This is a genomic window from Streptomyces sp. NPDC047043 (assembly GCF_040644055.1).
In the GTDB taxonomy this organism is placed as follows: Bacteria; Actinomycetota; Actinomycetes; order Streptomycetales; family Streptomycetaceae; genus Streptomyces.
Window position 1 is genome coordinate 53,164 of record NZ_JBEYVO010000050.1, and the last position, 26,866, is coordinate 80,029.

22 protein-coding genes and 1 rRNA gene are annotated in these 26,866 nt (G+C 71.5%); 5 read left to right on the forward strand and 18 right to left on the reverse strand.

The genetic code is table 11. The features are described 5' to 3' along the window. Positions 1-75 precede the first annotated feature (75 nt). The 4 genes from ald to ABZ880_RS49745 all read right to left on the reverse strand — a co-directional run bounded on the left by ald (position 76) and on the right by ABZ880_RS49745 (position 5,957). A complete protein-coding gene (ald, locus tag ABZ880_RS49730) occupies positions 76-1,191 on the reverse strand; it encodes an alanine dehydrogenase (RefSeq protein WP_361277721.1) in 1,116 nt (371 codons plus the stop codon). Between the two features lie 144 nt (positions 1,192-1,335). Beyond that, positions 1,336-3,423 carry a tetratricopeptide repeat protein gene (locus tag ABZ880_RS49735; protein WP_361277703.1) on the reverse strand — a complete coding sequence of 696 codons (2,088 nt, stop codon included), beginning with the start codon at positions 3,421-3,423 and terminating at the stop codon, positions 1,336-1,338. 159 nt (positions 3,424-3,582) lie between these two features. Beyond that, on the reverse strand, positions 3,583-4,209 hold the full coding sequence (locus ABZ880_RS49740) for an NUDIX hydrolase (RefSeq protein ID WP_361277704.1): 627 nt from the start codon (positions 4,207-4,209) through the stop codon (positions 3,583-3,585). Positions 4,210-4,307: 98 nt separating this feature from the next. After that, complete coding sequence (locus ABZ880_RS49745) at positions 4,308-5,957, reverse strand: CTP synthase (protein ID WP_361277705.1); 1,650 nt, start codon at positions 5,955-5,957, stop codon at positions 4,308-4,310. A gap of 507 nt (positions 5,958-6,464) precedes the next feature. On the opposite strand from ABZ880_RS49745, the gene ABZ880_RS49750 reads away from it, so the two are divergent. Both ABZ880_RS49750 and ABZ880_RS49755 read left to right on the forward strand, forming a co-directional pair. Then, complete coding sequence (locus tag ABZ880_RS49750) at positions 6,465-8,267, forward strand: glycoside hydrolase family 15 protein (RefSeq protein WP_361277706.1); 1,803 nt, start codon at positions 6,465-6,467, stop codon at positions 8,265-8,267. Positions 8,268-8,367: 100 nt separating this feature from the next. Further along, positions 8,368-9,750 carry an FAD-binding oxidoreductase gene (locus tag ABZ880_RS49755; protein ID WP_361277707.1) on the forward strand — a complete coding sequence of 461 codons (1,383 nt, stop codon included), beginning with the start codon at positions 8,368-8,370 and terminating at the stop codon, positions 9,748-9,750. Here the strand turns inward: ABZ880_RS49755 and ABZ880_RS49760 are convergent. Then, positions 9,737-10,693, reverse strand: a complete 957-nt coding sequence (locus ABZ880_RS49760) for an LLM class F420-dependent oxidoreductase (RefSeq protein ID WP_361277708.1) — start codon at positions 10,691-10,693, stop codon at positions 9,737-9,739. The two genes, ABZ880_RS49755 and ABZ880_RS49760, sit on opposite strands and share 14 nt — an antisense overlap. A gap of 82 nt (positions 10,694-10,775) precedes the next feature. On the opposite strand from ABZ880_RS49760, the gene ABZ880_RS49765 reads away from it, so the two are divergent. Continuing rightward, complete coding sequence (locus ABZ880_RS49765; RefSeq protein WP_361277709.1) at positions 10,776-12,431, forward strand: PucR family transcriptional regulator; 1,656 nt, start codon at positions 10,776-10,778, stop codon at positions 12,429-12,431. Between the two features lie 15 nt (positions 12,432-12,446). On the opposite strand, the gene ABZ880_RS49770 is transcribed toward ABZ880_RS49765, so the two are convergent. The 6 genes from ABZ880_RS49770 to ABZ880_RS49795 all read right to left on the reverse strand — a co-directional run bounded on the left by ABZ880_RS49770 (position 12,447) and on the right by ABZ880_RS49795 (position 19,023). Then, the gene (locus tag ABZ880_RS49770; RefSeq protein ID WP_361277710.1) at positions 12,447-13,574 is read right to left on the reverse strand and encodes a glycosyltransferase family 4 protein; all 1,128 of its coding nucleotides are present in this window, start codon (positions 13,572-13,574) and stop codon (positions 12,447-12,449) included. A gap of 443 nt (positions 13,575-14,017) precedes the next feature. Next, complete coding sequence (locus ABZ880_RS49775; protein WP_361277711.1) at positions 14,018-14,797, reverse strand: hypothetical protein; 780 nt, start codon at positions 14,795-14,797, stop codon at positions 14,018-14,020. Positions 14,798-15,038: 241 nt separating this feature from the next. Then, entirely contained in the window at positions 15,039-16,757 is a 1,719-nt protein-coding gene (gene recN / locus ABZ880_RS49780) for a DNA repair protein RecN (protein ID WP_361277722.1), read from the reverse strand. Between the two features lie 211 nt (positions 16,758-16,968). Beyond that, entirely contained in the window at positions 16,969-17,874 is a 906-nt protein-coding gene (locus ABZ880_RS49785; protein WP_361277712.1) for an NAD kinase, read from the reverse strand. Further along, positions 17,871-18,686, reverse strand: a complete 816-nt coding sequence (locus tag ABZ880_RS49790; protein WP_361277713.1) for a TlyA family RNA methyltransferase — start codon at positions 18,684-18,686, stop codon at positions 17,871-17,873. Before ABZ880_RS49790 ends, ABZ880_RS49785 begins: the two co-directional genes overlap by 4 nt. 7 nt (positions 18,687-18,693) lie before the next feature. Beyond that, positions 18,694-19,023 carry a hypothetical protein gene (locus tag ABZ880_RS49795; RefSeq protein ID WP_361277714.1) on the reverse strand — a complete coding sequence of 110 codons (330 nt, stop codon included), beginning with the start codon at positions 19,021-19,023 and terminating at the stop codon, positions 18,694-18,696. A gap of 42 nt (positions 19,024-19,065) precedes the next feature. On the opposite strand from ABZ880_RS49795, the gene ABZ880_RS49800 reads away from it, so the two are divergent. Continuing rightward, complete coding sequence (locus ABZ880_RS49800; RefSeq protein ID WP_361277715.1) at positions 19,066-19,413, forward strand: sterol-binding protein; 348 nt, start codon at positions 19,066-19,068, stop codon at positions 19,411-19,413. Here the strand turns inward: ABZ880_RS49800 and ABZ880_RS49805 are convergent. From ABZ880_RS49805 to ABZ880_RS49820, 4 genes are read right to left on the reverse strand one after another with little or no spacing between them, the layout of a single operon-like run. Next, a complete protein-coding gene (locus ABZ880_RS49805) occupies positions 19,397-20,257 on the reverse strand; it encodes an ABC transporter ATP-binding protein (RefSeq protein WP_361277716.1) in 861 nt (286 codons plus the stop codon). The genes ABZ880_RS49800 and ABZ880_RS49805 overlap by 17 nt on opposite strands. Next, complete coding sequence (locus ABZ880_RS49810; RefSeq protein WP_361277717.1) at positions 20,254-21,291, reverse strand: iron chelate uptake ABC transporter family permease subunit; 1,038 nt, start codon at positions 21,289-21,291, stop codon at positions 20,254-20,256. The genes ABZ880_RS49805 and ABZ880_RS49810 overlap by 4 nt, the downstream gene beginning before the upstream one ends. Further along, entirely contained in the window at positions 21,288-22,331 is a 1,044-nt protein-coding gene (locus tag ABZ880_RS49815) for an iron chelate uptake ABC transporter family permease subunit (RefSeq protein ID WP_361277718.1), read from the reverse strand. The genes ABZ880_RS49810 and ABZ880_RS49815 overlap by 4 nt, the downstream gene beginning before the upstream one ends. 46 nt (positions 22,332-22,377) lie before the next feature. Further along, positions 22,378-23,406: an HAD hydrolase-like protein gene (locus ABZ880_RS49820; protein WP_361277719.1), complete on the reverse strand. Its 1,029-nt coding sequence runs from the start codon at positions 23,404-23,406 to the stop codon at positions 22,378-22,380. Positions 23,407-23,478: 72 nt separating this feature from the next. Here ABZ880_RS49820 and ABZ880_RS49825 point away from each other — a divergent pair, with 72 nt between their 5' ends. Beyond that, on the forward strand, positions 23,479-24,771 hold the full coding sequence (locus ABZ880_RS49825; protein WP_361277720.1) for a DUF1015 domain-containing protein: 1,293 nt from the start codon (positions 23,479-23,481) through the stop codon (positions 24,769-24,771). A 52-nt stretch (positions 24,772-24,823) separates the two neighbouring features. On the opposite strand, the gene ABZ880_RS49830 is transcribed toward ABZ880_RS49825, so the two are convergent. The 3 genes from ABZ880_RS49830 to rrf all read right to left on the reverse strand — a co-directional run. After that, a complete protein-coding gene (locus tag ABZ880_RS49830) occupies positions 24,824-25,570 on the reverse strand; it encodes a hypothetical protein (RefSeq protein ID WP_361277723.1) in 747 nt (248 codons plus the stop codon). Next, positions 25,462-26,553 (reverse strand): hypothetical protein, encoded by a 1,092-nt coding sequence (locus ABZ880_RS49835; RefSeq protein WP_361277724.1) that lies wholly within the window; start codon positions 26,551-26,553, stop codon positions 25,462-25,464. Before ABZ880_RS49835 ends, ABZ880_RS49830 begins: the two co-directional genes overlap by 109 nt. Positions 26,554-26,774: 221 nt before the next feature. Further along, positions 26,775-26,866, reverse strand: a 5S ribosomal RNA gene (rrf, locus tag ABZ880_RS49840); the annotation flags it as partial.

The following is a 26,866-nucleotide window of genomic DNA, read 5'->3' on the forward strand; positions in this document are numbered from 1 at the left end:
CGCGCGGGGTTGACGACCTGTGTTGACGTATCGCCTTTTACCAAATGGTGACTTAGCGGCTCGACGATTGACGGGTCAGCCGAGCAGGGTCTCGAGCTCCACGTGCTCCAGGCCGTGCGCCTGGGCGACCTCGCGGTAAACGACCTTGCCGTCATGGGTGTTGAGGCCCTTGGCCAGCGCGGGGTCGCGGCGCAGCGCCTCCACCCAGCCGCGGTTGGCGAGTTCGACGATGTAGGGCAGCGTCGCGTTGGTGAGCGCGTAGGTGGAGGTGTTGGGCACCGCGCCGGGCATGTTGGCGACGCAGTAGAAGACCGAGTTGTGGACCTGGAAGGTCGGCTCGGCGTGCGTGGTCGGACGCGAGTCCTCGAAGCAGCCGCCCTGGTCGATCGCGATGTCGACAAGGACACTTCCCGGCTTCATGCGCGACACGAGCTCGTTGGTGACCAGCTTCGGGGCCTTGGCGCCCGGGATGAGCACGGCGCCGATGACGAGGTCGGCGTCCAGGACGGCCTTCTCGAGCTCGAAGGCGTTGGACATGATCGCCCGGACCTTGGTGCCGAAGACCTTGTCGGCCTCGCGCAGCTTGTTGATGTCGCGGTCGAGCAGGGTGACGTGGAAGCCCATGCCGACGGCGATCTGCGTGGCGTTCCAGCCGGAGACACCGCCGCCGATGACGACGGCACGCGCGGGCTGGGTGCCGGGGACGCCGCCGGGGAGCACGCCGCGGCCACCGACCGAGCGCATCAGGTGGTAGGCGCCGACCTGCGGGGCGAGCCGGCCCGCGACCTCGGACATCGGGGCGAGCAGCGGCAGGGCGCGACTGGGGAGCTCGACGGTCTCGTAGGCGATCGCGGTGGTGCCGGACTCGATGAGCGCGTCGGTGCACTCCTTGGAGGCGGCCAGGTGCAGGTAGGTGAAGAGCGTCTGGTCCTTGCGGAGGCGGTGGTACTCCTCGGCGATGGGCTCCTTGACCTTGAGCAGAAGGTCGGCGGTGGCCCACACCTCGTCGGCGGTCCCCAGGATCTGGGCGCCTTCGGCGGCGTACTCCTCGTCCGGGATCGACGAGCCGAGACCGGCGCCCTGCTCGATGACGACCTGGTGGCCGTGGCGCACGAGCTCGTGCACACCGGCGGGGGTGATGGCCACCCGGAACTCGTTGTTCTTGACCTCGCGGGGGATGCCGACCTTCACGTGGATCACGGTCCTTGGCTCAGTGGATGTGGGGCAATACAACACATACCCAGGCATGCATGAGCACACCGGGAGACACCGCAGGAGAAGGTGCGGCAGAGCCAGTCTAATGAAGGTGTTCCCGCTGTCTAGCCTTTCATTGCATCAATCTTCTGCGGATGTACTACGGATTTCGCAGGCGTTAGCGTCTTGTTCCGGCTGATCGGGCTGGTCGGGCTCCGTCTCACCCCCGTCCTCGGCCTCCCCCGCCTCCTCCCCGAGCAGCCGCTCGGCCGTGCCCCGGTGCAGCTGGGCGGAGGCAGGATCCCCGAGGTGTTCGAGCGTGTCGGCGAGTCGCAGTTGCAGTGCCGCCTGCAGCCGTACGTCCTCTGCGCGGCGCGCCCACTCCACCGCCTCGTGGCAGGTGCGCAGGGACTCCTCGGGGCGTCCGGCGTACTCCTGGACGCGCGCGAGTTCGCTCAACGCCCGTGCGTGGGCGGCCACATCACCGTTCTTGCGGTACCCGGTGGCCGCGGCCCGCCACCCGCGCAGCGCCTCGCCGTAGCGGCCCGCGTAGGTGTGGGTCGTGGCGATACGGCCGTACAGCCGGGCGGCGTCCGCGCGCTCCGCCCGGGCCAGGCGCTGGGTGAGCGCGCGGCCGAACCAGTCGGCGGCCCGGTCGTAGTCCCCGAGCTCGAGGTGTGCACCACCTACGGATTCCATTGCGCGACCGGTCGCGTACGGGTCATTTGCTTCGCGTCCGGCGTCCAGCGCGGCCCGGTATCGCACCAGGGCGTCGGCCGTACGGCCGGTCTGGGCGTCCAGATCGCCGAGGTTCAACAGGGCCGCGGCCCTCTCGCGGTGCAGCTCGCGGCGCTCGGCCACGTCGAGGACGAGCCGGTGGATGCCGTACAGGTCGGGTGCGGCGGCCCGCATGCCGAAATGCGCGACCATGGCCCTGACCAGCTGCGACATCAACCGCCGGGCGAGGGTGTCCAGCTCCCCGTCCGCCACCGCGGCCCGGGCGGCGGCCAGCAGGGCGGGCCGGCGGATGCGCAGCCAGTCCTCGGCGGCCCGCGGGCTCGGGAAGCGCACGGAGCGCGGCATGCCCTGGAGCTTCTCGCGCGCGTCGGCGCTGTCCGTCTCGGTGATCGTCCGGCACGACTGCAGCAGCCGTACGGTCCGCTCCAGCATGCGGGCGCGGGCCAGCTGCAGCTCGCCCGGGCGGTCCTTGCTCTCCGTGAGCGCCTTGAGCATGGGGTGCAGACATCCCGGGACCTCGTACTGCGGCAGCGGCGATTCCACCGCCCGCAGCAGGCCGAGGGCGACGAAGTCGTCCAGAGTGGTGCGGGCGCTGCTGACCGAGCAGCCGGCGAGCGCGGACGCGGTGTGCGGGTCGACCAGGCCGGCCGGGGCGAGGGCGAGCAGTCGCAGTATCCGGGCGGCCGGCACGGGCAGCGAACTGTAGGCGAGCCGGAAGATACGGCTGAGCGGTGTGCCCTCGTCACCCTCCGTGTGCAGGTGCTTGGCCAGATCGGCGACGGCCGCCTTGGGCCGGGCGGCGAGCCAGCCGCCGGCCATCTCCAGCGCGGCGGGCTGCGCCTGGCACTCCTCGACGAGGCCCTCGGCGGCACGCGGGTCGACGGTGATGCGGACCGAGCCGATGTGCCCGGTGAGCAGCTCCAGGGCGGACTTGGTGTCGAGGCCGCCGAGGGTGCAGGGACGGACGTCGGAGATACCGGTGAGCGGGCCCTGGGAGACGGCCACGACCAGGCACTCCGAGCTGTCCGGCAGCAGGGCGTCGACCTGCTCGGCGCCCGCCGCGTCGTCGAGCAGCACCAGCACCCGGCGGTCGGCGAGGCCGGTGCGCAGCGCCTCGGTCAGGTCGTCCGCGGCGGCTCCGGCGGGGGCCGGCAGATCCGCGGCGGCGAGCAGTTCGCGGGCGGCGCGCTCGACGGGGACGGGGGTGCCGTCGGGCTCGCTCAGCCGCGCCCGGAGCACCCCGTCCTCGTAACGGTCCGCGACCTGCCGTACGAGCTCCTCGGCGAGGGCCGTGCGGCCGGAGCCGGGACGGCCCGCGATGAGCAGTACGCGCGCGCGTGGGGGCTTCTTTCCGGACAGGGTGTCCAGGCCCGCACGCTCGATGTCGGCGCGCAGCTCCTTCAACTCCCTTGTACGGCCCAGGAACTGATACTCCGCAGCAACGCGCCCCGACAGCCGTACGCCGCCTGTGTCCACCGCCTGATCCGTCACGGGCACACTCCCGTCCCACCGCACGCGCAAGCCCGCCGGGACTCCGGTCCGGGCATGTTCAGAGCCTAGTTCACGCTCTGCAACGTTCCTGGTGGAGCGCGGCGGCCAGGTCCCCCGATCGGATCAGCCGATGGTCACACCGCAAGGGGCCGAATGGGTTCAGGCCTCGAACGGACGGGCCGGCCACGGCGCCTCGGCCGGGCGCAGTGCGTCGAGTCCGTCGCCGTGTTGCGCGGCGACCAGCGAAAGGACGCCCACGACAAGGCAGTTGTTGTGCAGGTCGCCGGCGAGGACGCCCCGTACGAGCTCGTCGAGCGGCACTCGCTCCAGCTCCATGTCGGCCTCTTCGTGCTCGACCTCGAAGCGCTCGCCGTCGGCCTCGGACAGGTCGCGGGCGAGGAAGATGCGCACCGCCTCGTCACAGCCGCCGGGGGTGGTGTACACGTCGGTGAGCACCCGCCAGTCCTCGGCCTTGACGTGCGCCTCCTCGTAGAGCTCGCGCTGGGCGGCGTGCAGCGGGTTCTCGCCGGGCACGTCGAGCAGACCGGCCGGGATCTCCCACAGCTTCTGGCGCACCGGGTGGCGGTACTGGCGGATCACCAGGACGCGGCCGGAGTCGTCGAGGGCGAGGACGGCCACGGAACCGGGGTGGACCTGGTAGTCGCGGCGGACGACCGTTCCGTCGGGCATGACCACGTCGTCGGTGCGGACGGAGGTCTTGTTGCCCACGAACGGGGTGTCCGTCGCCCGGATCTCCCACTCCTCCGAGGTGTCCTTGATCGTCATTCCTGTCCTTCCGCACGCCTCTGAAAAGTCACGCCGAAACGAAGCCGGGGCGCTCACCTTTTGAATGTGTGCGCCCCGGCCACCGTACAACTGTTGTGCTAGTTGGAATTCTTCCGCTCGACCGCGGCCTTCACGAGGCCCGCGAACAGCGGGTGCGGCCGGGTCGGGCGCGAGCGCAGCTCGGGGTGCGCCTGCGTGGCGACCAGGTAAGGGTGGGCGTCGCGCGGGTACTCCACGTACTCCACGAGCTTGCCGTCCGGCGAAGTGCCGGAGAACAGGATGCCCGCCTTCTTCTCCAGCTCCGCGCGGTAGGCGTTGTTGACCTCGTAACGGTGACGGTGCCGCTCCTCGACGTACTCCTTGCCGTCGTACACCTCGCGGACGATGGAGCCCTCGGCCAGCTTGGCCGGGTACATGCCCAGGCGCATCGTGCCGCCCATGTCGCCCTCGCCGGCGACGATGTCGAGCTGCTCGGCCATGGTGGAGATGACCGGGTGGCCGGTGGCCGAGTCGAACTCGGTGGAGTTGGCGTCGGTGATGTCGGCAAGGTTGCGGGCCGCCTCGATCACGATGCACTGCAGGCCGAGACAGAGGCCGAGCAGCGGGATCTTGTTCTCGCGGGCGTACTTGATCGCACCGACCTTGCCGAGCACACCGCGGTCGCCGAAGCCGCCGGGAATGCACACACCGTCGACGTCCTCCAGCTGCGCCTTGGCGCCCGCCGGGGTCTTGCAGTCGTCGGAGGTGACCCACTTGATCTTCACGCGGGCCTTGTTGGCGAAGCCGCCGGCGCGCAGCGCCTCGGTGACCGAGAGATAGGCGTCGGGCAGGTCGATGTACTTGCCGACCAGGGCGAGGGTGATCTCGTGGTCGGGGTTGTGGACGCGGTCGAGCAGGTCGTCCCAGGTCGTCCAGTCCACGTCGCGGAACGGCAGGTCCAGCTTGCGGACGACATAGGCGTCCAGGCCCTCGCCGTGCACGGTCTTCGGGATGTCGTAGATCGAGCGGGCGTCGGGGCAGGCGACCACGGCGGCCTCGTCGACGTCGCACATCAGGGAGATCTTGCGCTTGATCGCGGTGGGGACCTCACGGTCGCAGCGCAGCACGATGGCGTCCGGCTGGATACCGATGTTGCGCAGGGCCGCAACCGAGTGCTGGGTCGGCTTCGTCTTCAGCTCTCCCGACGGGCCGATGTACGGCAGGAGGGAAATGTGGACGACGAAGACGTTGTCACGGCCGACCTCGTGGCGGACCTGGCGGACCGTCTCGAGGAACGGCAGCGACTCGATGTCGCCGACGGTGCCGCCGACCTCCGTGATGACGACGTCGACCTCGTCGGTCGCCATGCGGCGGATGCGGTGCTTGATCTCGTTGGTGATGTGCGGGATGACCTGCACGGTGTCGCCCAGGTACTCGCCGCGCCGCTCCTTGGCGATCACCGTCGAGTAGACCTGGCCTGTAGTGACATTGGCGGAGCCGTCCAAGTCACGGTCGAGGAAGCGCTCGTAGTGTCCGATGTCCAGATCGGTCTCGGCGCCGTCGTTGGTGACGAAGACCTCGCCGTGCTGGAAGGGGTTCATCGTGCCCGGGTCCACGTTCAGGTACGGGTCGAGCTTCTGCATGACCACCCGCAGCCCGCGGGCCTTGAGCAGCATGCCCAGGCTGGAGGCCGTCAGGCCCTTGCCGAGCGAGGAGGCGACACCCCCGGTGACGAAGATGTGCTTGGTCGTCGTAGATTTCGGCGGCATGGCCAAGAGGGGGCTCCCGTGGTCGCGGTCTGGGGTGCGGTGCGGCTGCCCGGCCGGAAATCGGGGGGTCGCCGTCGCTGCGGTTCGGGGGTTTCGTGCCCACCGGTCCACGGGCTACCAGGGTATCAGCGCCCGGACGAGATGGCTTCCGGCCACGCTCCGCACACGCGTCACCACGGACCCGCACAGGTACACCTGTTTCTCACCCGTTGCTCACCCGTTCGGCCGGTCCAGGTTGCCCGGAGCGGCACACAGATCATCTACGTGCGTCGTATCCTGCTCGGACACTCGCTGCCGAGCCCGGCCGGCGACAGGCACCACCCCCGCCCGTACGCACCGGAACAACGAGAGCTCGTCAGTTCGTTGAGCAGTAATTGTCGTTTTGCCACACGGCCAGGACGACTGCTTTGCTTCACCGCTCAACGACGCATTACAACGACCCCTTGACCGCACTAGCGACAGCCCCCTTTTGTCGGGGGTGACGTGGCCGTTCGACTGGAGTTGCACGTGGCCGGGCGCATCGAAGACTACGCACTCATCGGAGACATGCAGACCGCAGCCCTGGTCTGCCGGGACGGCACAGTGGACTGGCTGTGCCTGCCCCGCTTCGACTCGCATGCCATCTTCGCCGGCCTGCTGGGCACCGAGGAGCACGGCTTCTGGCGGCTCGGCCCCGCCCACGCCTCCGACGCGAAGCCCCCGACGGCCGCCCGGCGCAGCTACCGCGGCGACTCGCTGATCCTGGAATCCGAGTGGGACACCCCGCGCGGCACGGTCCGAGTGACCGATTTCATGCCCCCGCGTGACGGCGCCCCCCAGCTGATCCGCATCGTGGAGGGCGTCTCCGGCCGCGTCCCGATGCGCTCGGCCCTCCGGATGCGTTTCTCCTACGGCCGGGTCGTGCCGTGGGTGCACAAGCACGACGGGCGCACGGTCGCCGTCGCGGGCCCGGACTCCGTGTGGTTCGACACGGACTGCGAGACCTACGGCAAGTCGCTGACGACGTACTCGGACTTCACCGTCGCCCCGGGTGACCGGATCGCGTTCACGATCTCCTGGGAGCCCTCGCACAAGCAGCCGCCCGCGCTGCCGGAGCCGGAGCAGTCGCTGCAGGCGACGGAGGACTTCTGGCGCGAGTGGGTCGAGCACTGCACGTACCACGGCCCGTACCGCGAGGCGGTGATCCGCTCGCTGATCACGCTCAAGGCCCTGACGTACGCGCCGACCGGCGGCATCGTCGCCGCCCCGACGACCTCCCTCCCGGAGGACATCGGCGGCGTCCGCAACTGGGACTACCGGTACACCTGGCTGCGCGACGCGGCGATCACCCTGTCCTCACTGCTGCGCACCGGCTACCGCGAGGAGGCCCGCGCCTGGCGCGAGTGGCTGCTGCGCGCGGTCGCCGGCGACCCCGAGAACCTGCAGATCATGTACGGCATCGCGGGCGAGCGCGAGCTCGGCGAGGCCGAGCTGGACTGGCTGCCGGGCTACGAGAACTCGGCGCCGGTGCGCGTCGGCAACGGCGCGGCGCACCAGCTCCAGCTCGACGTGTACGGCGAGGTCACCGAGGCCCTGCACCTGGGCCACATGACCGGCCTGGCCCGCAGCGACTACGCCTCCCTGCTGCAGCTCAAGCTGATCCGCTACCTGGAGCAGCACTGGGACGAGCCGGACGAGGGCATCTGGGAGGTGCGCGGCCCGCGCCGCCACTTCGTGCACTCCAAGGTCATGGCCTGGGTCGCCGTCGACCGCACCATCAAGCTCATCGAGTCCGGCGACGCGGACGGCCCGCTGGAGCGCTGGCGCGAGCTGCGCGACGACATCCACCGGGACGTCTGCGAGAAGGGCTACGACAAGGAGCGCAACACCTTCACGCAGTCGTACGGCTCGAAGGAGCTGGACGCGTCCTTGCTGCTCATCCCGCAGATGGGCTTCCTGCCCCCGGACGACAAGCGCGTCATCGGCACCATCGAGGCGATCCAGCGCGAGCTGTCCACGCCGGACGGCTTCATCCTGCGCTACCCGACCGAGGGCGACAGCGAGGGCGTCGACGGCCTCCCCGGTGACGAAGGGGCGTTCCTGGCCTGCTCGTTCTGGATGGCGGACGACCTCGCGATGATCGGCCGCGTGGACGAGGCCCGCAAGCTGTTCGAGAAGCTGCTGGCCCTGCGCAACGACCTCGGTCTGCTCGCCGAGGAGTGGGACCCGCGCCTCAAGCGCCAGGTCGGCAACTTCCCGCAGGCCTTCAGCCACGTCCCGCTCATCGACACGGCCCTGCGCCTGACGGCGTCCGGAGCCTACGGCGGCTGACCCTTACCGATCGGTGACGTACAGCAGCTGAACAGGACCGCCGTATCGCGTCCGCCTAGGCTGGAAGCAGACATTCACCCCTTTTCAGAAGGGGATGGCCATGGCTTCCCACTCGAAGGCGGGCGCGGCCCTCGACGCGCTGCGCGAGGATCTGGTCGGCGATGTGTTCGCCCCGGGGGACGCGGGCTACGACGAGGCCCGGGTCGTCTTCAACGCCATGATCGACCGGCGGCCGGCGGTGATCGCGCAGTGCGTGGACGAGGCCGACGTGGTGCGGTCGGTGCGCTTCGCCCGTGACCTGGACCTGCCGATCGCGGTGCGCGGCGGCGGGCACAGCGTGGCGGGCATGGCGCTGGGCGACGGGGCCGTGGTGGTCGACCTGCGCCATATGCGCGCGGTCACCGCCCATCCCGGGGCCGAGGCGGTACGGGTGGCGGGCGGCGCCACGATGAGCGATCTGGACCGCGCCACCCAGCCGTTCGGCCTCGCGACCACCGGCGGACGGGCCTCGACCACGGGGGTCGGCGGTTTCGTGCTGGGCGGCGGCACGGGCTGGCTGGACCGCTTCTGCGGTCTCGCGGTCGACAATCTCCTCGGTGTCGAACTGGTCACCGCCGAGGGCGAACGGGTCCATGCCAACGCCGACGAGAACCCGGAGCTGTTCTGGGGCCTGCACGGCGGCGGGGGCAACTTCGGCATCGCCACGGCGATCACACTGAAGCTGCACGAACTGCCCGAGTTCTCGATCGCGATGCTGCTGTACCTGCCCGAGTTCGGCCCGGAGGCCACGCGCACCTACCGCGATGTGATCACCGCCGGTCCGGACGAGGCGAGCGGTGCCGTCATCTACGTCACCGGTCCGCCAGAGGAGTTCGTCCCGCCGCAGCTGGTCGGTTCGCTGCTGTGCGTCGTGCTGCTGACGTACGCCGGATCCGAGAACGACATGCGCAAGGTCGCCGAGCCGCTGCTGGCGCTGCCGCACGAGGCGGAGATCGTCGGGGCGATGCCGTACGCCGACGTGCAGTGCATGCTCGACGATCCGCCGGACATGCGGAACTACTGGTCGGCGGAGTATCTGACCGGCGCGCCCGACGACCTCGTGGACGCCTTCTGCGCCCTCGGGGAGGCCGTGCCGGTGCCGACGGGCACCATGCACGCGCTGTTCCCCCAAGGCGGCGCGATCGGCACCGGGCCGCACGAGTTCCCCGTGCCCTACCGGGACGCGCCCTGGGGCGTGCACCCCTTCGGGCTGTGGGCGGACCCGGCCGACGACGAGCGGTGCGTCCAGTGGGTCCGGGACGTGCGGGCGGCCGTACGGCCGTGGAGCACCGGCGCGGTTTACCTCAACTTCATCGGCGACGAGGGCGCGGACCGCGTGGTGGCCGGCGTCGGCGCGGAGAACGCCCGGCGACTGGGCGAGCTGAAGCGGCGCTACGACCCGGACAACGTGTTCCGCTTCAACCACAACATCAGGCCGGCCTGAGTGCTTTCAGGGTGCGCTCCCCGGCCGCGTCACCCGCCGTCGCCGGAACGAGAGCGATCTCGTCCAGCCCGGCCTCGGCATACGCCTCGACACGCGCGCGTACGGCGTCGACGTCGCCGACCAGCCCGACCATGCCCGTGGCCGCCGCCGGGAGCGCCCGGACCAGCGCGTCAAAGTCGGCACCGCTCGCGGCCAGCTGCACCGCCGTACCGAAGCCCGCCGCTGCGAACATGTCGCTGTAGCCCGGCACCGTCAGATACCCGGCAATGCTCCGCAGCACCTGGGCAAGGGACTCCGGCTCCGGATCGACGGCGGCGGGCAGCCAGGCCGCGAGGCGGGGCGGTGTGCGGCCAGCGCGCTCGGCGGCGGCTTCGAGTTTCGCCCGCAGCGTGCGCACCTGCTCCGGGGAGGCGATGTCGAGCAGCATGCGGTCGGCGTGCGCGGCGGCCGTGGCGATCGCCCGGTCCCCGAAGGCCGCCACGGTGAGCGGGCCGCCGGGCGGCGGCTGTCGGCGCAGGAAGGTGCTGCCGACCACGACCGGCTCGCCCGGCTCGGCGAGCAGGAAGCGTCGTACGGCCGCCGCCGACTCCTCGAGGGCGGCCGCGGGCCGCGTCCGGGGCACCCCGTGCACCCCCTCGACGACCCGCTTGCTGGACGTCCCGAGCGCCACCCCCACCGGCCGCCCGACCACGGCCGCCGTGGACGCGGCGCCCCGGGCGATCGTGAACGGATCGCGCACCGACACCGGCACGGGACCGGCCGTCAGCGCGACGCGCTCGGTGGCCCGCCCGATCGCCGTGGCGAGGACGAAGGAGTCCCAGGTCGGCCCCTCCCCCGCCCACACCTCCCGGTATCCGAGCCGGTCGGCGAGCACCGCCACCCGCAACGGCTCGTCCACCGGACTGTCGTCCTCCCGCCCCACGGCGACCACGCTGAAGTCCATGTCCCGGCCGCTACCCGGCCTGCGGACGCCCAATCCCGCCCGGAGATGTCCCCAAGGCACACCCCCGGGTAGCGTCCGGCTCATGAACAGCGGCACGGACAGCGGCACGGACAGCAGGTTCGGCACCCAGGGCGCCGGAATCACCGTTCAGCGGGCGCTGGAGCTGCCCGGCCTGCGCAGCGGCCTGCCGGAGGTCCTCGCGGGCGCCGACCGGCTGCAGCGCACGGTGCGCTGGGTGCACGCAGGCGAGGTGCCGAACATCGCCTCGCTGCTCAAGGGCGGCGAGCTGCTGCTGACCACGGGCTACGGCCTGGGCACCCGTCCGGCCGAACAGCGGGCGTTCGTGCGCACCCTCGCCGAGCGCGGCATCGCCGCCCTGGTCATGGAGCTCGGCCCGCGTTTCACGCGCCTGCCCGCCGCGCTCGTCGACACGGCACGCGCGGCCGGGCTGCCACTCGTCCAACTGCACCGCGAGGTACCGTTCGTGGCGGTCACGGAGGAGATCCACACCGAGATCGTCAACGGCCACTACGCCCTGCTGCAGCAGGCGGAAGAAGTGCACCGCAGATGCACCGAGGCCCTGCTGGGCGGCGGCGGAGTGCCCCAAGTGCTGGGCATCCTGGCCGACTTCAGCGGCAACCCGGTCTTCCTGGAGACGACGGACGGACAGCTGCTGTACGCCGCCGGGTCCGGCCCCGAGGGCGCGGATCCGCTCCAGGTGTGGGAGGGGCTGCGCGGCCAGCACAAGGACGCCCCGCCGCCGTCCGGTTCGGTGCTCGTGGACGTGCCGGGCGGCGGCCACGGCACGGGTTCGGTGCGCGCCCGTCTGGTCCTCCTTCCGGTACGGGCGCCGCTGGCGCCGGTGCACCGGATCGCGGCCGAGCGGACCGCCGGCATCCTCGCCGTCGTACTGATGCAGGCGCGACAGGAGGAGGAGCTGGCGGCGCGGGGCCGCGGGGACTTCCTCACCGATCTCGCCGAGGGCCGTATCGCCGCGGAGGACGCGCCCGCGCAGGCGCGCGTGCTGGGCTTCAAACCGGGCGCGAGCCCGCTGCTGCCGGTCGTGATGCGGCTGGGCGACGCGCTGTCGCCGGGCGGCGGCTGGGCGGTGCTGGCGCGCGCGGTCTCCGAGGAGCTGGCCTCCGTGGGTGTGCCGGTCCTGCTCGGCGTACGACCTGTGGAGGGCCGTGTCCTCGTGCTGCTCGGGCTGCGTTCGGAGTCGGAGCGGGCGGCGGTGGCGGACCGCGTCGCGGCGGCGCTGCGGGCCGGGGTGGAGCGGGCCGGGATGCAGCGGCCGGGGGCGCAGCCGCCGGTGGTGGTTGTCGGGGTGGCGGGCGGTTGGGCGGCGGCCTCGGCGGGCCTCAGACACGCGGCGGAGACGGCGACGGCGGCGCAGGGCCTGTCCGACCGCCCCTGGTACGACGCGCGCCGCCTGGACATCGACCTCCTGCTGTGGCGGCTGCGCGACCACCCGGACCTGGCGGCCTTCGTGGACCGCGCGATCGGCCCGGTCCGCGACCACGACAACCGCTCCCGGCCGCCCCTGCTGCCCACCCTGGAGACGTACTTGGCGCACGCGGGCCGCAAGGCGGAGACGGCCCGCGAACTCCACCTCAACCGGCAGACGCTCTACAACCGCCTGGCCCGGATCGGTGAGTTGCTCGGCACGGACCTCGACGACCCGCAGACGGTACTGGCGTTGAGCCTGGCGCTGCGGGCACGCAGGCATGTGCCCTAGCCGACCTGGGCGTTTCTAGATGAGCGGGCGGTGCTGAGTCAACTCGTCGTAGACGCTCAGCACTTGGGCGACGGTCTCGTCCTCGGTCGGCCAAGTGGCTGCCTGTCGTGCGCCCTTCTCCTTCAGGTCCTCACGCCGCTCGGGGTCGCCGAGGAGCCCCGCGACGGCGTCGGCGAGGGCCTCCGCGTCTCCGTACGGGACGAGTTCGGCGGCGTCGCCCACGAGTTCGGGGATGCCTCCGACACGGGTCGCGACGAGCGGTACGCGCGCGTGCAGGGCCTCCTGGGCGAGCACGGAGCGCGATTCCCAACTGCTGGGCAGGAGTGCGAGGTCGGCGGCCGCGAGCAGCTCGGTGACGTCCTCGCGCCGTCCGATGAGCCGGACCGGCAGCCCTTCGTCCTCGATACGGCGCTGCAGTACGGGCCGCAGCGGGCCCTCTCCCGCGATCACCACGAGCGGTACGGGGTCGAGGCGCCGCCACGCGCGCGTGGCGTCCAGGAGCGTGTCGTAGCCGCGATGCCGGTCGAGGGAGCCGACGGCCATCAGCAACGGGCGGCCGGTGGAGCCGAGTTCGGCCCGGACCTTGGAGCTCAGCCGCTCGTGGTCCTCCTGCTCGACGGTGCGGCGCGGTCCCGGCAGGGCGACGGCGGCGAGCCGCGCGTCCCGCGCCCCGGTCCGGCGGGCCCGGTCCACGAGGTCCGACGTCGTACCGAGCACGACGGTGGCGGCCTTCACCACCCGTCGCTCCAGCATGCGCAGGAATTGGGCGCGGGCTCCTTCGACGTGCGCGCGGTTGTGCCACGTGACGACGAGGGGGGTGCGGCGCCCGCTGAGCGCGAGGGTGGCGCGGAAGGAGGCGTGCAGCCCGTGGGCATGCACCAGATCGGCGTTCTTGCAGGCCTCCCGCAGGGCGGCCACGGATCCCGGGTCGCTGCTGCGCGGCACATGCACGTGCTCGGCGCCGGCGCCCGTGAAGTCGTAGGTGCGATCGGCCTCGACGGGGGCGCACACGGTGACCCGCACGCCCCGCTGGACCAGCCCGGAGGCCAGCGAGCGCACATGCGCGCTGCTGCCGGCGTTGCCGCCGCCCAGCACCTGCACGGTGCGCAGCGACGACTGGCCGTGCGGTGAGTGGCTGCTCACGTGGCCGGGGCTCCTGGTTCGGCGTCGGGCGGTCACGAAGAAGGTACAGAAGGACCGGACGGTGGGGGTGGACCGCGCGGTTTCCTCCACGTACTACGCCAAGGATGCCAGGACGTACGGGTGTTCCGGCACCGCGGAGGGGGCGGGAACCCGCGGCGGGCGCGCCGGGGCGGGGACGGCGGTCACTCACACGGGTGAGGAACGGGCGGTTCCGGGGCGGTCTCGCGGTGGTTTCGTGTGGTTCTGTGGGGATTAGAGGGTGATCAGGGACGGTTCCAGGGCAGTTTCGGGCTGTCCCGGTGATTGCCGGTGATTCCGGTGGGAGCAGGGAGGGCGCGCGGCCCGCGACTTATGAGAAGCGCACCGCTTATGAGAAGCACACCGCGACACGCCACCCTCGACCGCCGACGCCGACCAGGCGCACACGGCGCCGAAGGGCGCACTCAACCGGCGCGCGCAACCCGGCCCGACGACCGCCGCGCCACCGCACTCACCTTGTCGCCGTAGGCAGCGGCAGCCACCAGCGCGGCGGCATGGGCCAGCAACCCGAGGCGTCCGTTGCCCGCGACGACAGCGGCACCCAGGGCCGCGCCCAGTGCGTGCGCGCCGGTGTCGCCGATCATGGCGCGCTCACCGAGGTCGTCGGGCAGCACGGCCGCTGCGGCACCCGTCGCGGCGGCGGCGAGCTCCGCGCCGGGCCCCGAGCGCACCAGTCCCGGCGCCCCGAAAGGGATGACCGCTGCGGCCGCCCTCCCCGGAGCCACGTCCACGAGGTTGACGAAGTGCGCGGCCCCGGCGATCACGACACCCGCGAGCAACTTGTCGAGCGGCCGCTCCTCGATCACCGCCCCGGCGACCAGCCCGGCGGCCGAGATCCCGAACAACTTGACGGCCCCACTGGTGACTTCACCGTCCCGAAGCGCGGAGAGATGCGCCCTGAACCCACGCCGGGCATCACCGACACCGGCAACGTCGTCGTAGGCCCCGCACACCCCGGCGGCCAACACGGCGAACCCGGCCACGGGACGCACCCGCCCGGCCGCCAGCGCAACGCCCGCCGCGGCAGCGGGCCCCGCATACAACTCGACGGTGCGACCGGCGTAGTTCTTCCGCTGCCAGCGCTCGACTCCACCGGGCACCGCCTTCCGCAGCCCGACGACCACCGCCCGCGTGACGCCGACCGCCGAGACGAACGCGGTCATCCTGCTCGTACGACTGCCCATGCGCCCCACCCTAGGAGGCCGCACGACCCCGCCACCGCCCGGTCGTTGTCAGTGCCGCCTGCCTGTTGTGCCGGCGGACGTCGTCGGCGCCGAGAGCTTCTGGGCGTGGGTCGCCTACGCCGAGAGCAGGGACAGCCCCGACAAGTGGCTGAGACCCGTCAACGCCTGAACCACAGGCCCGTCCCCGCCATTGAAGGGCGGGCACCTCTACGGCACCCGCCCCCACAGCCTCTCGGGTCCGCTACACGTCCGCCCTGGCCGTGGCCAGCAACTCCTCCGCGTGGGCCCGGGCCGTCTCGGAGTCCTCCTGGCCGGCGAGCATCCGGGACAGCTCCCGGACCCGCTCCTCGCCCTCGAGGACCTTCACACCGGACCGCGTCACGGACCCGTCGTTGGTCTTCTCGACCAGCAGCTGCCGGTCGGCGAAGGCGGCCACCTGCGGAAGGTGGGTCACGACCACGACCTGCGCGGACTTGGCGAGCCGTGCCAGCCGCCGTCCGATCTCGACCGCCGCCTTGCCGCCGACACCGGCGTCGACCTCGTCGAAGAGATACGTCGGCACGGGATCCGTCCCCGCGAACACGACCTCGACGGCGAGCATCACGCGCGACAGCTCACCACCGGACGCACCCTTGGCGATGGGCCGCGGCGGAGCCCCGGGGTGCGGAGCGAGCAGCAGCTCGACCTCGTCGACGCCGGACGGCCCGTAGGCGACCGGACGCCCGCCGACCTCCACGCCCTCCGGATCCTCGGTCTGCCGGATCTCGAACGACACGCGCGCGTGCGGCATCGCGAGCGAGGCCAGCTCGGCCGTCACGGCAGCGGCGAACCGCTCGGCGGCCTCCGCCCGCGCATCGGTCAACGCCTGGGCGAGTCCTCCGAGTTCGGCGCGCAGCGCATCCCGCTCAGCCGTCAGCTCGTCGATCCGCTCGTCGTCACTGTCCAGCTCCGTCAGCCGCGCAGCGCTCCGCTCGGCCCACACCAGCACCGAGGCGACGTCCTCGCCGTACTTCCGGGTCAACGCGGTGAGCGCGGCCCGCCGTTCCTCAACTGCCGCCAGCCGCAGGGGATCCGCGTCCAGATCGTCGGCGTATCCCGCCAGCTCCCCGGCGACATCGCCCAGCAGAATCCCTATCTCGCCGATCCGGTCGGCAAGGGCGGCCAACGCAGGATCGTGCGACCGAACGGCGTCCAGCGCCCGCTGAGCCCCCGCCACGAGCGTCGCGGCGTCGATGCCCTCGGGATCCTCCGGATTGCCGGCAAGGGCGGCATGAGCGGCCGTAGCGGCGGACGACAGCGCCTCGGCATGCCCGAGCCGCTCGGCCTCCTCCGCGAGCTCGACATCCTCCCCGGCGCGCGGCTCGACACCGGCGATCTCGTCGAGCCCGTACCGCAGCATGTCGGCTTCCTGGGCCCGCTCACGCGCGCGCGTGGTGATCTCTTCCAGCTCCACGGACACGGCCCGCAGCCGCCGGTACGCCTCGCCGTACTTGGCGAGCGGCCCGGCCACGGCGTCCCCGGCGTACCGGTCGAGCGCCTGCCGCTGCCGGGCCAGCTTCAGCAGCCCCTGCTGGTCGGTCTGCCCGTGCACGGCCACGAGGTCGTCGGCGAGGTCGGCGAGCAGTCCCACCGGCACACTGCGCCCGCCCACATGCGCCCGCGACCGCCCCTCGGCGGAAACGGTACGGCTGATCAGCAGCGCCCCGTCGTCGAGCTCGGCCCCGGCCTCCTCGGCGCGCAGAACGGCCGAGGCACCGGCAGGGACGGCGATCCGCCCCTCGACGACCGCCTTCTCGGCCCCGATCCGCACGAGCGCCGGGTCGGCCCGCCCGCCCAGCAACAGCCCGAGGCTGGTGACCACCATGGTCTTGCCCGCACCCGTCTCACCGGTGACGGCGGTGAACCCGGGCGACAGCTCGACAACCGCGTCGTCGATGACTCCGAGCGACCGTATCCGCATCTCCTCCAACACGAACACGACCTTACGAGGTCGAAGGCACCGAGTGCGACGCCCCCCGTCTCGGTTGTGTGAAGGTGCAGGTGACGAATGCGCATCGACGGCACATTGTCACTCGGGCGAGTGCAACGGCTTCAGGGGCGCGGGGAACCGCGCGACAGGCCACAACGGACCCGCAGTCGCGCAAGAATCCCCAGCCACCCCCTACGGAGCGCTAATGCGGCGCACCTCGCCACCCGGAGACCGGCAACGCAAACTTCGCCACGAGCCGATCCGTGAACGACGCATGATGCAGCCGAGCCAACCGCACCGGCACAGCCCCCCGCCGCACCTCAACCCTCGCCCCCGGCGGCAACTCCACGGTCCGCCGCCCGTCACACCACAAAACCCCCGGCGGAATATGAGGCAGCACCTCAACCGCGAGCACGGAATCCGGCGACGTCACCAACGGCTTGGCGAACAGCGCATGCGCCGAAATCGGCACCATCAACAGCGCCTCCACCTCGGGCCACACCACAGGCCCACCGGCGGAGAAGGCATAAGCCGTGGACCCCGTCGGAGTCGACAGGACGATCCCGTCACACCCGAACCCGGTCACCGGCCGCCCGTCGATCTCCAGCACGACTTCCAACAGCTTCTCGGCGCCCGCCTTCTGCACCGCCGCCTCGTTCAGCGCCCAGTCCGTGTGCACGATGTCCCCGTTCTGATGAACGACGACATCAACGGTCATCCGCTCCTCGACCTCGTACGACTTCGTGACCACCCGGTCGACGACCTTGTCGAGATCGTCCCGCTCGGCCTCCGCGAGGAACCCGACCCGCCCGAGGTTGACGCCGAGCATCGGCACCCCGGAGGCCCGGGCGAACTCGGCGCCGCGCAGCAGCGTCCCGTCACCGCCCAGCACTATGAGCAGTTCGCACCCGTCGAGGCACTGCGGAGTGGCCTCCTTGACCAGCTCCACCTCTTCCGGCAGCGGCAGATCGGCGGCCTCGTACTCCAGGACGCGCACGCCGATGCCCTCGCGCAGCAGGCCCTTCACCACCAGCTCGGCGCTGCGGATGGCCGCGGGCCGACCCGTGTGGGCGAGCAGGAAAACAGTACGAGCTCGGTTCTGTGTCAACGCGGCCCCTCCGCCACTGCACGGTCAACATCGGCCGGGTCCAGTCCGGGTGCCCCGGCCCGCAGCCACAGAAAGTACTCGACATTCCCGGACGGTCCGGGCAACGGACTGGCGGTGACACCCTTCACCCCGAGCCCGAGTTCCCACGCCTTCTGGGCCACTCCCCGCACGGCCTCCGCCCGCAGCTGCGTGCTCCGTACGACTCCCCCGCTGCCCAGCCGTTCCTTCCCCACTTCGAACTGCGGCTTGACCATCATCACCAGGTCGGCGTCCGGTTTCACGCACCGCACCAAGGCAGGCAGTACCAGGCCGAGCGGGATGAAGGACAGATCCCCCACGACAAGATCCACAGGCTCCCCATCGATCGCTTCGAGCGTCAACTCGCGTACGTTCGTACGGTCCTTGACGGTGACGCGTTCATCGCTCTGCAGAGTCCACGCGAGTTGTCCGTATCCGACGTCGACGGCGACGACATGCGCGGCCCCGGACCGCAGCAGGACGTCCGTGAACCCGCCGGTGGACGCGCCGGCGTCCAGCGCGCGCCGCCCTTCCACCACAAGCCCCTGCGGTACGAACGCCTGCAGCGCACCCGCAAGCTTGTGCCCGCCCCGGGACACGTAGTCGGGATCGTCGTCGTCGGCCGAGACGACGATCGCCGCCGCGGTCTCCACCTGCGTGGCGGACTTGGTCGCGACGGTCTTGCCGACGGTGACCCGCCCGGCCGCGATCAGCTGGCCGGCATGCTCGCGCGAGCGCGCAAGCTTCCGGCGGACCAGCTCCGCGTCCAGACGGCGGCGTGCGACTCCTGCCACGTTCGGTTCAGCTCCTATTGCCGTACGAGGGTGAAGGCGCCCCATTGCCGTACGGCGGTGTGGGCGCCGGAGGTCCCGGGCGCGCGTCGAGCGCGGTGAGCGCGTCGCGCAACCCCCGGTGTACATCCTCGTACACCTCGAGGTGTCCGTCCGTGGCGAGGTGGTCGGCGTCACCGAGCCGCTCCAGCTGGGCGTCGACCTCGGCGTTGCCGGTCGGGGTGCGGGGCACGTTCAGCGGGGCGGGGGCGGCGGGGTCGTACTCCGGTTCGACCGGACCGTCCGGCTCCGGAACCACCGCTTCCACTTCCACCGTGGCCTCGGGCACAGAGTCGCTCATGCCCAGACGCTACCCCGAAGCACTGGGGTACCGTCGATCGCGATGGCAACGATCGAGGAGTGCCGCGCCGCACTCGAGAAGCTCTCGGACAACATGCAGCACGCCGAGGGGGACGTCCGCACGGCCGCGGAACTGGACCGTTCGGTCAGCTGCTGGATCACCGACCTGGACACCACGTTCGTGGGCCGGATGACGGGCGGCCGGATCGTGGTGCACGACACGCTGCAGGGCCCGCCACCGGAGAAGGCCCAGATCAGACTGACCATGACCGGGGACGACCTGGTGGCCCTGGTCGGCGGCGAACTGCACTTCGCGAAGGCCTGGGGCTCGGGCCGCGTGAAACTGCAGGCGAGCCTGCGCGATCTGTTCGTCCTCAGGAAGCTTCTGTAGCGGCGACCGTCGCCTCCGTACGCGCCTTGCGCGCGGCCGGCACCACCAGCGGCGTCCCCGTCGCCGGGTCGTCGATGACCTGGCAGCGCAGCCCGAAGACCTCCTCGACCAGCTCGGCCGTGACGATGTCGCTGGGGGCGCCCTCGGCGATGACCGTGCCGTTCTTCAGGGCGATCAGATGGGTGGCGTACCGGGCCGCGTGGTTGAGGTCGTGCAGCACGGCGACCAGCGTCCGTCCCTGCTCCTCGTGCAGTTCGGCACACAGGTCGAGGACGTCGATCTGGTGCTGGATGTCCAGATAGGTCGTCGGCTCGTCGAGGAGCAGCAGCGGTGTCTGCTGGGCGAGCGCCATGGCGATCCACACGCGCTGCCGCTGCCCACCGGACAATTCGTCGACATAGCGATCGGCGAGCTCGGCGACGCCCGTCTGCGCCATCGACTCCTGTACGACCCGCTCGTCCTCCGTCGACCACTGGCGCAGGATGCCCTGGTGCGGGTACCGGCCGCGGCCCACCAGGTCGGCGACCGTGATCCCGTCGGGCGCGATCGAGGACTGCGGCAGCAGGCCCAGCGTCCGCGCGACCTTCTTCGCGGGCATCGACTGGATGACCTGCCCGTCGAGCAGCACCCGGCCCTGGCTCGGCTTCAGCATCCGCGAGAGCGCCCGCAGCAGCGTGGACTTGCCGCACGCGTTCGGGCCGACGATCACGGTGAAGGAGTTGTCGGGGATCTCCACCGAGAGCTGCTCGGCGATGACCCGCTGGTCGTAGGCGAGGGTGACGTTCTCGGCGGACAGGCGGTTCACAGTGCTCCTTCGGGTGTACGCGTTCTCCGAGCCGCTCATATCCGGCCCGCCTTGCGCTCGGTGACCAGCAGCCACAGCAGATAGACGCCGCCGAGGACTCCGGTGACGACGCCGACGGGCAACTGATCGGCACCGAAGGCCCGCTGCGAGGCCCAGTCGGCGGTGACCAGCAGGGCGGCGCCCATGCACAGGGACGGCAGCAGGTTCGGGCCGGGCGAACGGGTCAGACGGCGCGCGAGCTGCGGCGCGGTGAGCGCCACGAAACCGACCGGACCGGCGGCCGCGGTGGCGGTCGCGGTGAGCAGGACGGCGGCCACCATGAGCAGCGCCCGTACGCGCTCCACGCGCACCCCGAGCGCGTTCGACACGTCGTCGCCCATCTCCATCATCCGCAGCCCCCGCGCATTGGCGAGGACGAGCGGTACGAGCACGGCGCACAGCCCGAGCAGCGGCCGGACCTGGTCCCAGTCACGGCCGTTGAGGGACCCGGTCATCCATACGACCGCCCGGGCCGCGTCGACGATGTCGGACACGGTGAGCAGATAGCCGTTGATCGCCGTGACGATCGCGGAGACACCGATTCCGACCAGGACCAGTCGATAACCGTGCACGCCCCGCTTCCAGGCGAGCAGATAGATGGCAAGGCCGGTCACCAGTCCGCCCACGAGCGCGCCCATGGTGACCTGTGCGGCGCTCCCGGAGAACAGCACGATCATCGTCAACGCCCCGGCCGTCGCCCCCTGCCCGAGGCCGAGCACGTCCGGGCTGCCCAGCGGATTGCGCGTGACGGCCTGGAACAGCGCACCGCCGAGCCCGAGCGAGGCGCCGACCAGCAGCCCGACCAGGACCCGCGGCAGCCGCAGTTCGTTGACGATGAACTCCTGCCCGGCGTTGCCGTTCCCGGCCAGCGTCCTGACGACATCGCCCGCCGAGATCGGGAAGTCGCCGGTCCCGATCAGCACGACGCTCGCGGCGATTGCGGCGAACAACAGCACCACGACGACGGTGACGGCACGGACGTCCAGGCGCAGGGAGATCCCGCCCGGAGCCCTCAGCACACGGTTGGTCTTCACAGCTGCGCCGTCCTCCGCCGTCGTACCAGAAAGATGAAGACCGGCCCGCCGATGAGCGCGGTGATGATGCCGACCTGCAGCTCCGAGGGCCGGGCGACGACCCGTCCGATGACATCGGCACCGAGCAGCAGCACGGGCGACAGGATCGTGGCGTACGGCAGGATCCAGCGCAGGTCGGGGCCGGTGAAGGACCGCACCGCATGCGGAACCATCAGCCCGACGAACGCGATCGGCCCGCACGCGGCGGTCGCCGCCCCGCACAGCACGGTGGCGGCGAGCATCGACAGCGCCCGGGTGCGGTTCAGGTTGGCGCCGAGGGCCTTGGCGGTGTCGTCGCCCATGGCCACGGCGTTCAGCGGCCGGGCGAGCCCGAGGGCGAGGAGCATGCCGACCGCGAGGAACGGCAGCACCTGCAGGATCGTCGAGTCGGTCGCCGAGGACAGCGAACCGACCGTCCAGAAGCGCATCTTGCCGAGCGCCGCGTCGTCCGTGATCATCACGGCCTGCAGATAGCCGTAGAGTGCGGCGCTGATCGCGGTACCGGCGAGCGCGAGCCGCACGGGAGTGGCCCCCCGGCTGCCCCCGAGGAACCAGACCAGCGCGCCGACGGCGGCCGCGCCGACGAAGGCGAACCAGACGTATCCGCTCAGCGAGGTGACGCCGAAATACGTCATGGCCGTGACGACCGCGGCGGACGCACCCGCGTTGATGCCGAGCAGCCCGGGGTCGGCCAGCGGATTGCGGGTGAGCGCCTGGAGCACCGCCCCGGACAGGCCGAGCGCGGCGCCGGCGAGCAGCCCGAGGACGGTCCGCGACAGCCGCTCGTCGACCACCACGTCGCCGTACGTCCCCATGTCCTGGAACAGTCCGTGCCAGACCTGCTCCAGGGACAGCTCTTTCGCCCCGATCGCAATGCTCGCCAGCGCGACGAGCACCAGCATCACGACGGACGCGAGCAGCCCAAGGCCACGTATCGCCCGGCGGGTTGGGGGCGCGGGGGCGGTCTCCGCGCGCTGTTCGGGAGGACTGTCGACCAACACCCAGTTAGGTTAGCCTACCCTCGCATCTGCGCTCGATTCCTGGTGGCTACCACCCCAGCCGTGCCAGCGCCTTCCCCGAATCCAGCTCGCACACACCTTCCCCGGCCGCTGTCCAGGCCGCGGCACACAGCGCCCGCAGGCCGTCCAACGCCTCGCCGTCACCGTCCAGTTCAAGCCGGTCCACACCCGCCGTGGCCGTCCAGCCACCGCAGCGGAAGCCGCCGTCCGCCTCGATGACCTCCGGCTGCCCCGTGAGCAACCCGCGCAGATCCGCGTCGACGTACGTCGGCCGGTGCTGCGGCGGCGCGGCGAGCAGCTGGGCGCCGTCGGTGACGCCGGTGAGGACGAGCAGCGAGTCGACCTCCCCGTTGAACGCCCCCTCGATGTCCGTGTCCAGCCGGTCCCCGACCACCAACGGCCGCTCGGCACCGGTCCGCAGGATCGTCTCCCGGTGCATGGGCGGCAACGGCTTGCCCGCGACCTGCGGTTCGGCGCCGGTCGCTATCCGTACGACCTCCACCGCCGCCCCGTTCCCCGGCGCGATCCCGCGGGCACTCGGAATCGTCAGGTCGGTGTTGGACGCGTACCAGGGCACCCCGCGCGCGATGGCGTAGCAGGCCTCGGCGAACCGCCCCCACGGCAACTCGGGCCCGCCGTACCCCTGCACGACCGCCGCCGGCTCGTCCTCCGCAGACTCGACGGGCACGAGCCCCCGCTCCCGCAACGCGACCCGCAGTCCCTCCCCGCCGATCACCAGCACCCGCGCCCCCGTCGGCACCTGCTCACTGATCAGCCGAGCGACCGCCTGAGCGGAGGTGATGACGTCATCGGCGCCCGTCGGTATCCCCAGCTCGGTCAGGTGCTCGGCCACGGTGTCCGGTGTCCGCAGTGCGTTGTTGGTGACGTACGCGAGATGCATCCCGCCGGCGCGAGCCGTGGCCAGCGACTCGACGGCGTGCACGATGGCATTACCACCGGCGTACACCACCCCGTCCAGGTCGAGCAGCGCCGTGTCGTACGCCTCGCTCAGGGCCTGCCCACTGCCGTCGGGCCTCGTCCTGACGCTCTGGCTCATTCCGCATCGCTCCTCGTTCGACGGCTTTCCCCCGATCATCCCTCACGCCACTGACACACGTACGATGCCGGGATGAACACTGCAGGTCACTCGGAAGCAACGGCGCGCCGAGGCCTCGAACTCACCGCGTTCCGAGGCCTTCGCTACGACCCCGACCGGGTCGGCAGCCTGGCCGCGGTGACGTCTCCGCCGTACGACGTCGTCGTACGCCCCGACGGCCTGCACCACCTCCAGGACTCCGACCCGTACAACATCGTCCGCCTGATCCTCCCGCAGGCCCCGACGCCCACAGCCCGCAACCAACAGGCGTCGGACACCCTCCGCCGCTGGCTCTCCGAGGGTGTCCTGACCACCGACCCCGAACCGGGCCTGTACGTCTACGAGCAGCGCGACGGCAGCGGCATGCTGCAGCGCGGCATCATCGGCGCCCTGCGTGTCTCGGACCCGTCGGAGGGTGTGGTCCTCCCCCATGAGGACGTCATGCCACATGTGGTCGCCGACCGTGCGGCCCTGATGCGCGCCACCTCCGCGAACCTCGAGCCCCTCCTGCTGACCTACCGCGGCAACGGCTCGACGTCGACCGCGACCGAGGTCGTGGAACGCATGGCCGGCCGTCCCCCGCTCCTGGCCACGACCACGGAGGACGGCTTCAGCCACCGCCTCTGGTCGATCACGGACCCGGCCGACCTGGCCCGCGTGCAGTCCGACCTGGCCGGCCACCAGGCCCTGATCGCCGACGGCCACCACCGCTGGGCGACGTACCGCCGCCTACGCACGGAGCACGCCTCCCCCAGCCCCTGGGACTACGGCCTCGTCCTCCTCGTCGACACGGCCCGCTACCCCCTGCGCGTACGCGCCATCCACCGCCTGCTGCACAGCCTCCCGGTCGCCGACGCTCTCGCGGCCGTGGAGGGCCTGTTCCGCATACGTCGCCTGGACACACCACTCCCGGAAGCCCTGGAAACCCTGGCCGACGCCGCCTGCGCGGGCAACGCCTTCCTCCTGGCCGGCGACGGCGCCTTCCACCTGCTCGACCTCCCGGACCCGGACCTCCTGGCCCGTACGATCCCCGCCGGCCGCCCCACGGCCTGGCGCACCCTGGACGCGACAGTCCTGCACGCCACGCTCCTCGATCACGTCTGGCACATCCCCGAGGACTCCCCGGCCCACATCGCGTACATCCACGACACGGCCGCCACGGTCGAGAAGGCGGAACGCGACGGCGGTACGGCCGTCCTGATGCACCCGGTGCGCGAGGAGGTCGTCCGCGACCTGGCCCGCCAGGGCGTGACGATGCCCCGCAAGTCGACGTCGTTCGGCCCGAAACCGGCATCGGGACTGGTCCTGCGCGCGCTGGAGCCGTGACACGCAAAAGGGGCGGGACCCAACGGCCCCGCCCCTTCACCTACAGGTCGGATCAGTCCCTGTCGCCCTCGTCCTCGATCTCGTCCTCGGGCTCGGAGTCCTCAGGGTCGCCCTCGCCCTCGTCGAAGGCGTCGACGAACTCGACCCCGTCCAGCTCGGCGAGCCGGTCCGAGGCGTCCGTGCTGCCGTCCCGGTCCGCCTCGACGGCCTTCGCGAACCACTCCCGCGCCTCGCCCTCACGACCGGCGGCAAGCAGCGCGTCGGCGTAGGCGTACCGCAGCCGAGCGGTCCACGGCTGCACGGAGTTGGAAGCCAGCTCGGAGCTCTGCAGCGTCACGATCGCCGCGTCGAGCTGCCCCATGTCACGCCGGGCACCGGCCGCGACAAGCCGCATCTCGACCTGCCCGGCCTTGTCCAGCTTCTGCACCTCGGGCGCCCCGGCCATGTCCAGCGCCTTCTCCGGCCGCCCGAGCCCACGCTCACAGTCGGCCATGACGGGCCACAGCTCAACGCTGCCGGTCATCCGCCGCGCGGCCCGGAACTCGCCGAGCGCCTCTGCGTACTTCTGATTCGCGTACGCCGCAAACCCGGCTGCCTCTCGTACGGCGGCAACCCGCGAGGCCAGCCGCAGGGCCACCTTGGAGTAGCCGTACGCGCCCTCGGGGTCCTCATCGATGAGCCGCGCGACCATCACCAGGTTCTTGGCGACATCTTCCGCGAGCGTCTTCGGCAGACTCTGCAGCTCCTGCCGTACGTCCTTGTCGATCTCCTCGCCGGTGACGTCCTCGGGGATGGGCAGCCGCTTGATCGGCTCCCGGTCGCGGTCACGATCCCGGTCCCGGTCGTCGCGGAAACGACCGCCGCCGCGCCGGTCGTCACGACCCCGGAAACCTCCGGGACGGCCACCCCGATCGTCACGGCGGTCGTCACGCCGGGGACCACGTGCGCCGCGGTCGTCACGACCACGGAAGCCACCGCGCTCGCCCCGGTTGTCGTCGCGCCGGTCGTCGCGTCGGTCGTCGCGCCGGAATCCGCCGCGGTCGCCTTCCCGACGCTCCCCACGGTCGTCTCGGCGGAAGGCCGGACGGTCACCGCGGTCCCCACGATCGTCCCGCCGGAACCCACGGTCACGGTCCCGGTCGTCACGACGCGGTCCACGGTCACGGTCATCACGTTGGAAGGCCGGACGGGGACCACGATCGCCCTCACGCCGGTCATCCCGCCGACCGTAGCCGCCACGGTCCGAACCACCGCGGTTGTCATCACGCCGATCGTCGCGCCGGAAGCCACCACGGTCGTCGCTTCGGCGGTCATCGCTTCGGCGGTCGTCACGCCGGCCGTAGCCACCGCCCCGGTTGTCGTCGCGCCGGTCGTCGCGCCGGAATCCGCCGCGGTCGCCTTCCCGACGCTCCCCACGGTCGTCTCGGCGGAAGGCCGGACGGTCACCGCGGTCCCCACGATCGTCCCGCCGGAACCCACGGTCACGGTCCCGGTCGTCACGACGCGGTCCACGGTCACGGTCATCACGTTGGAAGGCCGGACGGGGACCACGATCGCCCTCACGCCGGTCATCCCGCCGGCCATAGCTGCCACGGTCCGAACCACCGCGGTTGTCATCACGCCGATCGTCGCGCCGGAAGCCACCACGGCCGCCGCGGTCGTCGCCTCGACGGTCGTCACGCCGACCGTATCCGCCGCGGTCGGAACCACCACGGTCGGAACCACCACGGTCGGAACCACCACGGTTGTCGTCGCGTCGGTCGTCCCGGCGGAACCCGCCACGGTCGGAACTCCGGCGCTCGCCGCCCCGGTTGTCGTCCCGTCGGAAGCCACCGCGATCGCCGCGGTCCCCACTGTCCCGTCGCCGCTGGTCGCGCTCCGGTCGGTCGTCGGGAGAGTTGGTGGACATCGGTGACTCCTGTCTTCGGTACCGCAAGCATTGTAAAAACAAAAGGACCCCTGGTCCCAGCTGAACGCTGGGACCAGGGGTCCTTCCAAAGATTGTTCGGCGGCGTCCTACTCTCCCACAGGGTCCCCCCTGCAGTACCATCGGCGCTGTAAGGCTTAGCTTCCGGGTTCGGAATGTAACCGGGCG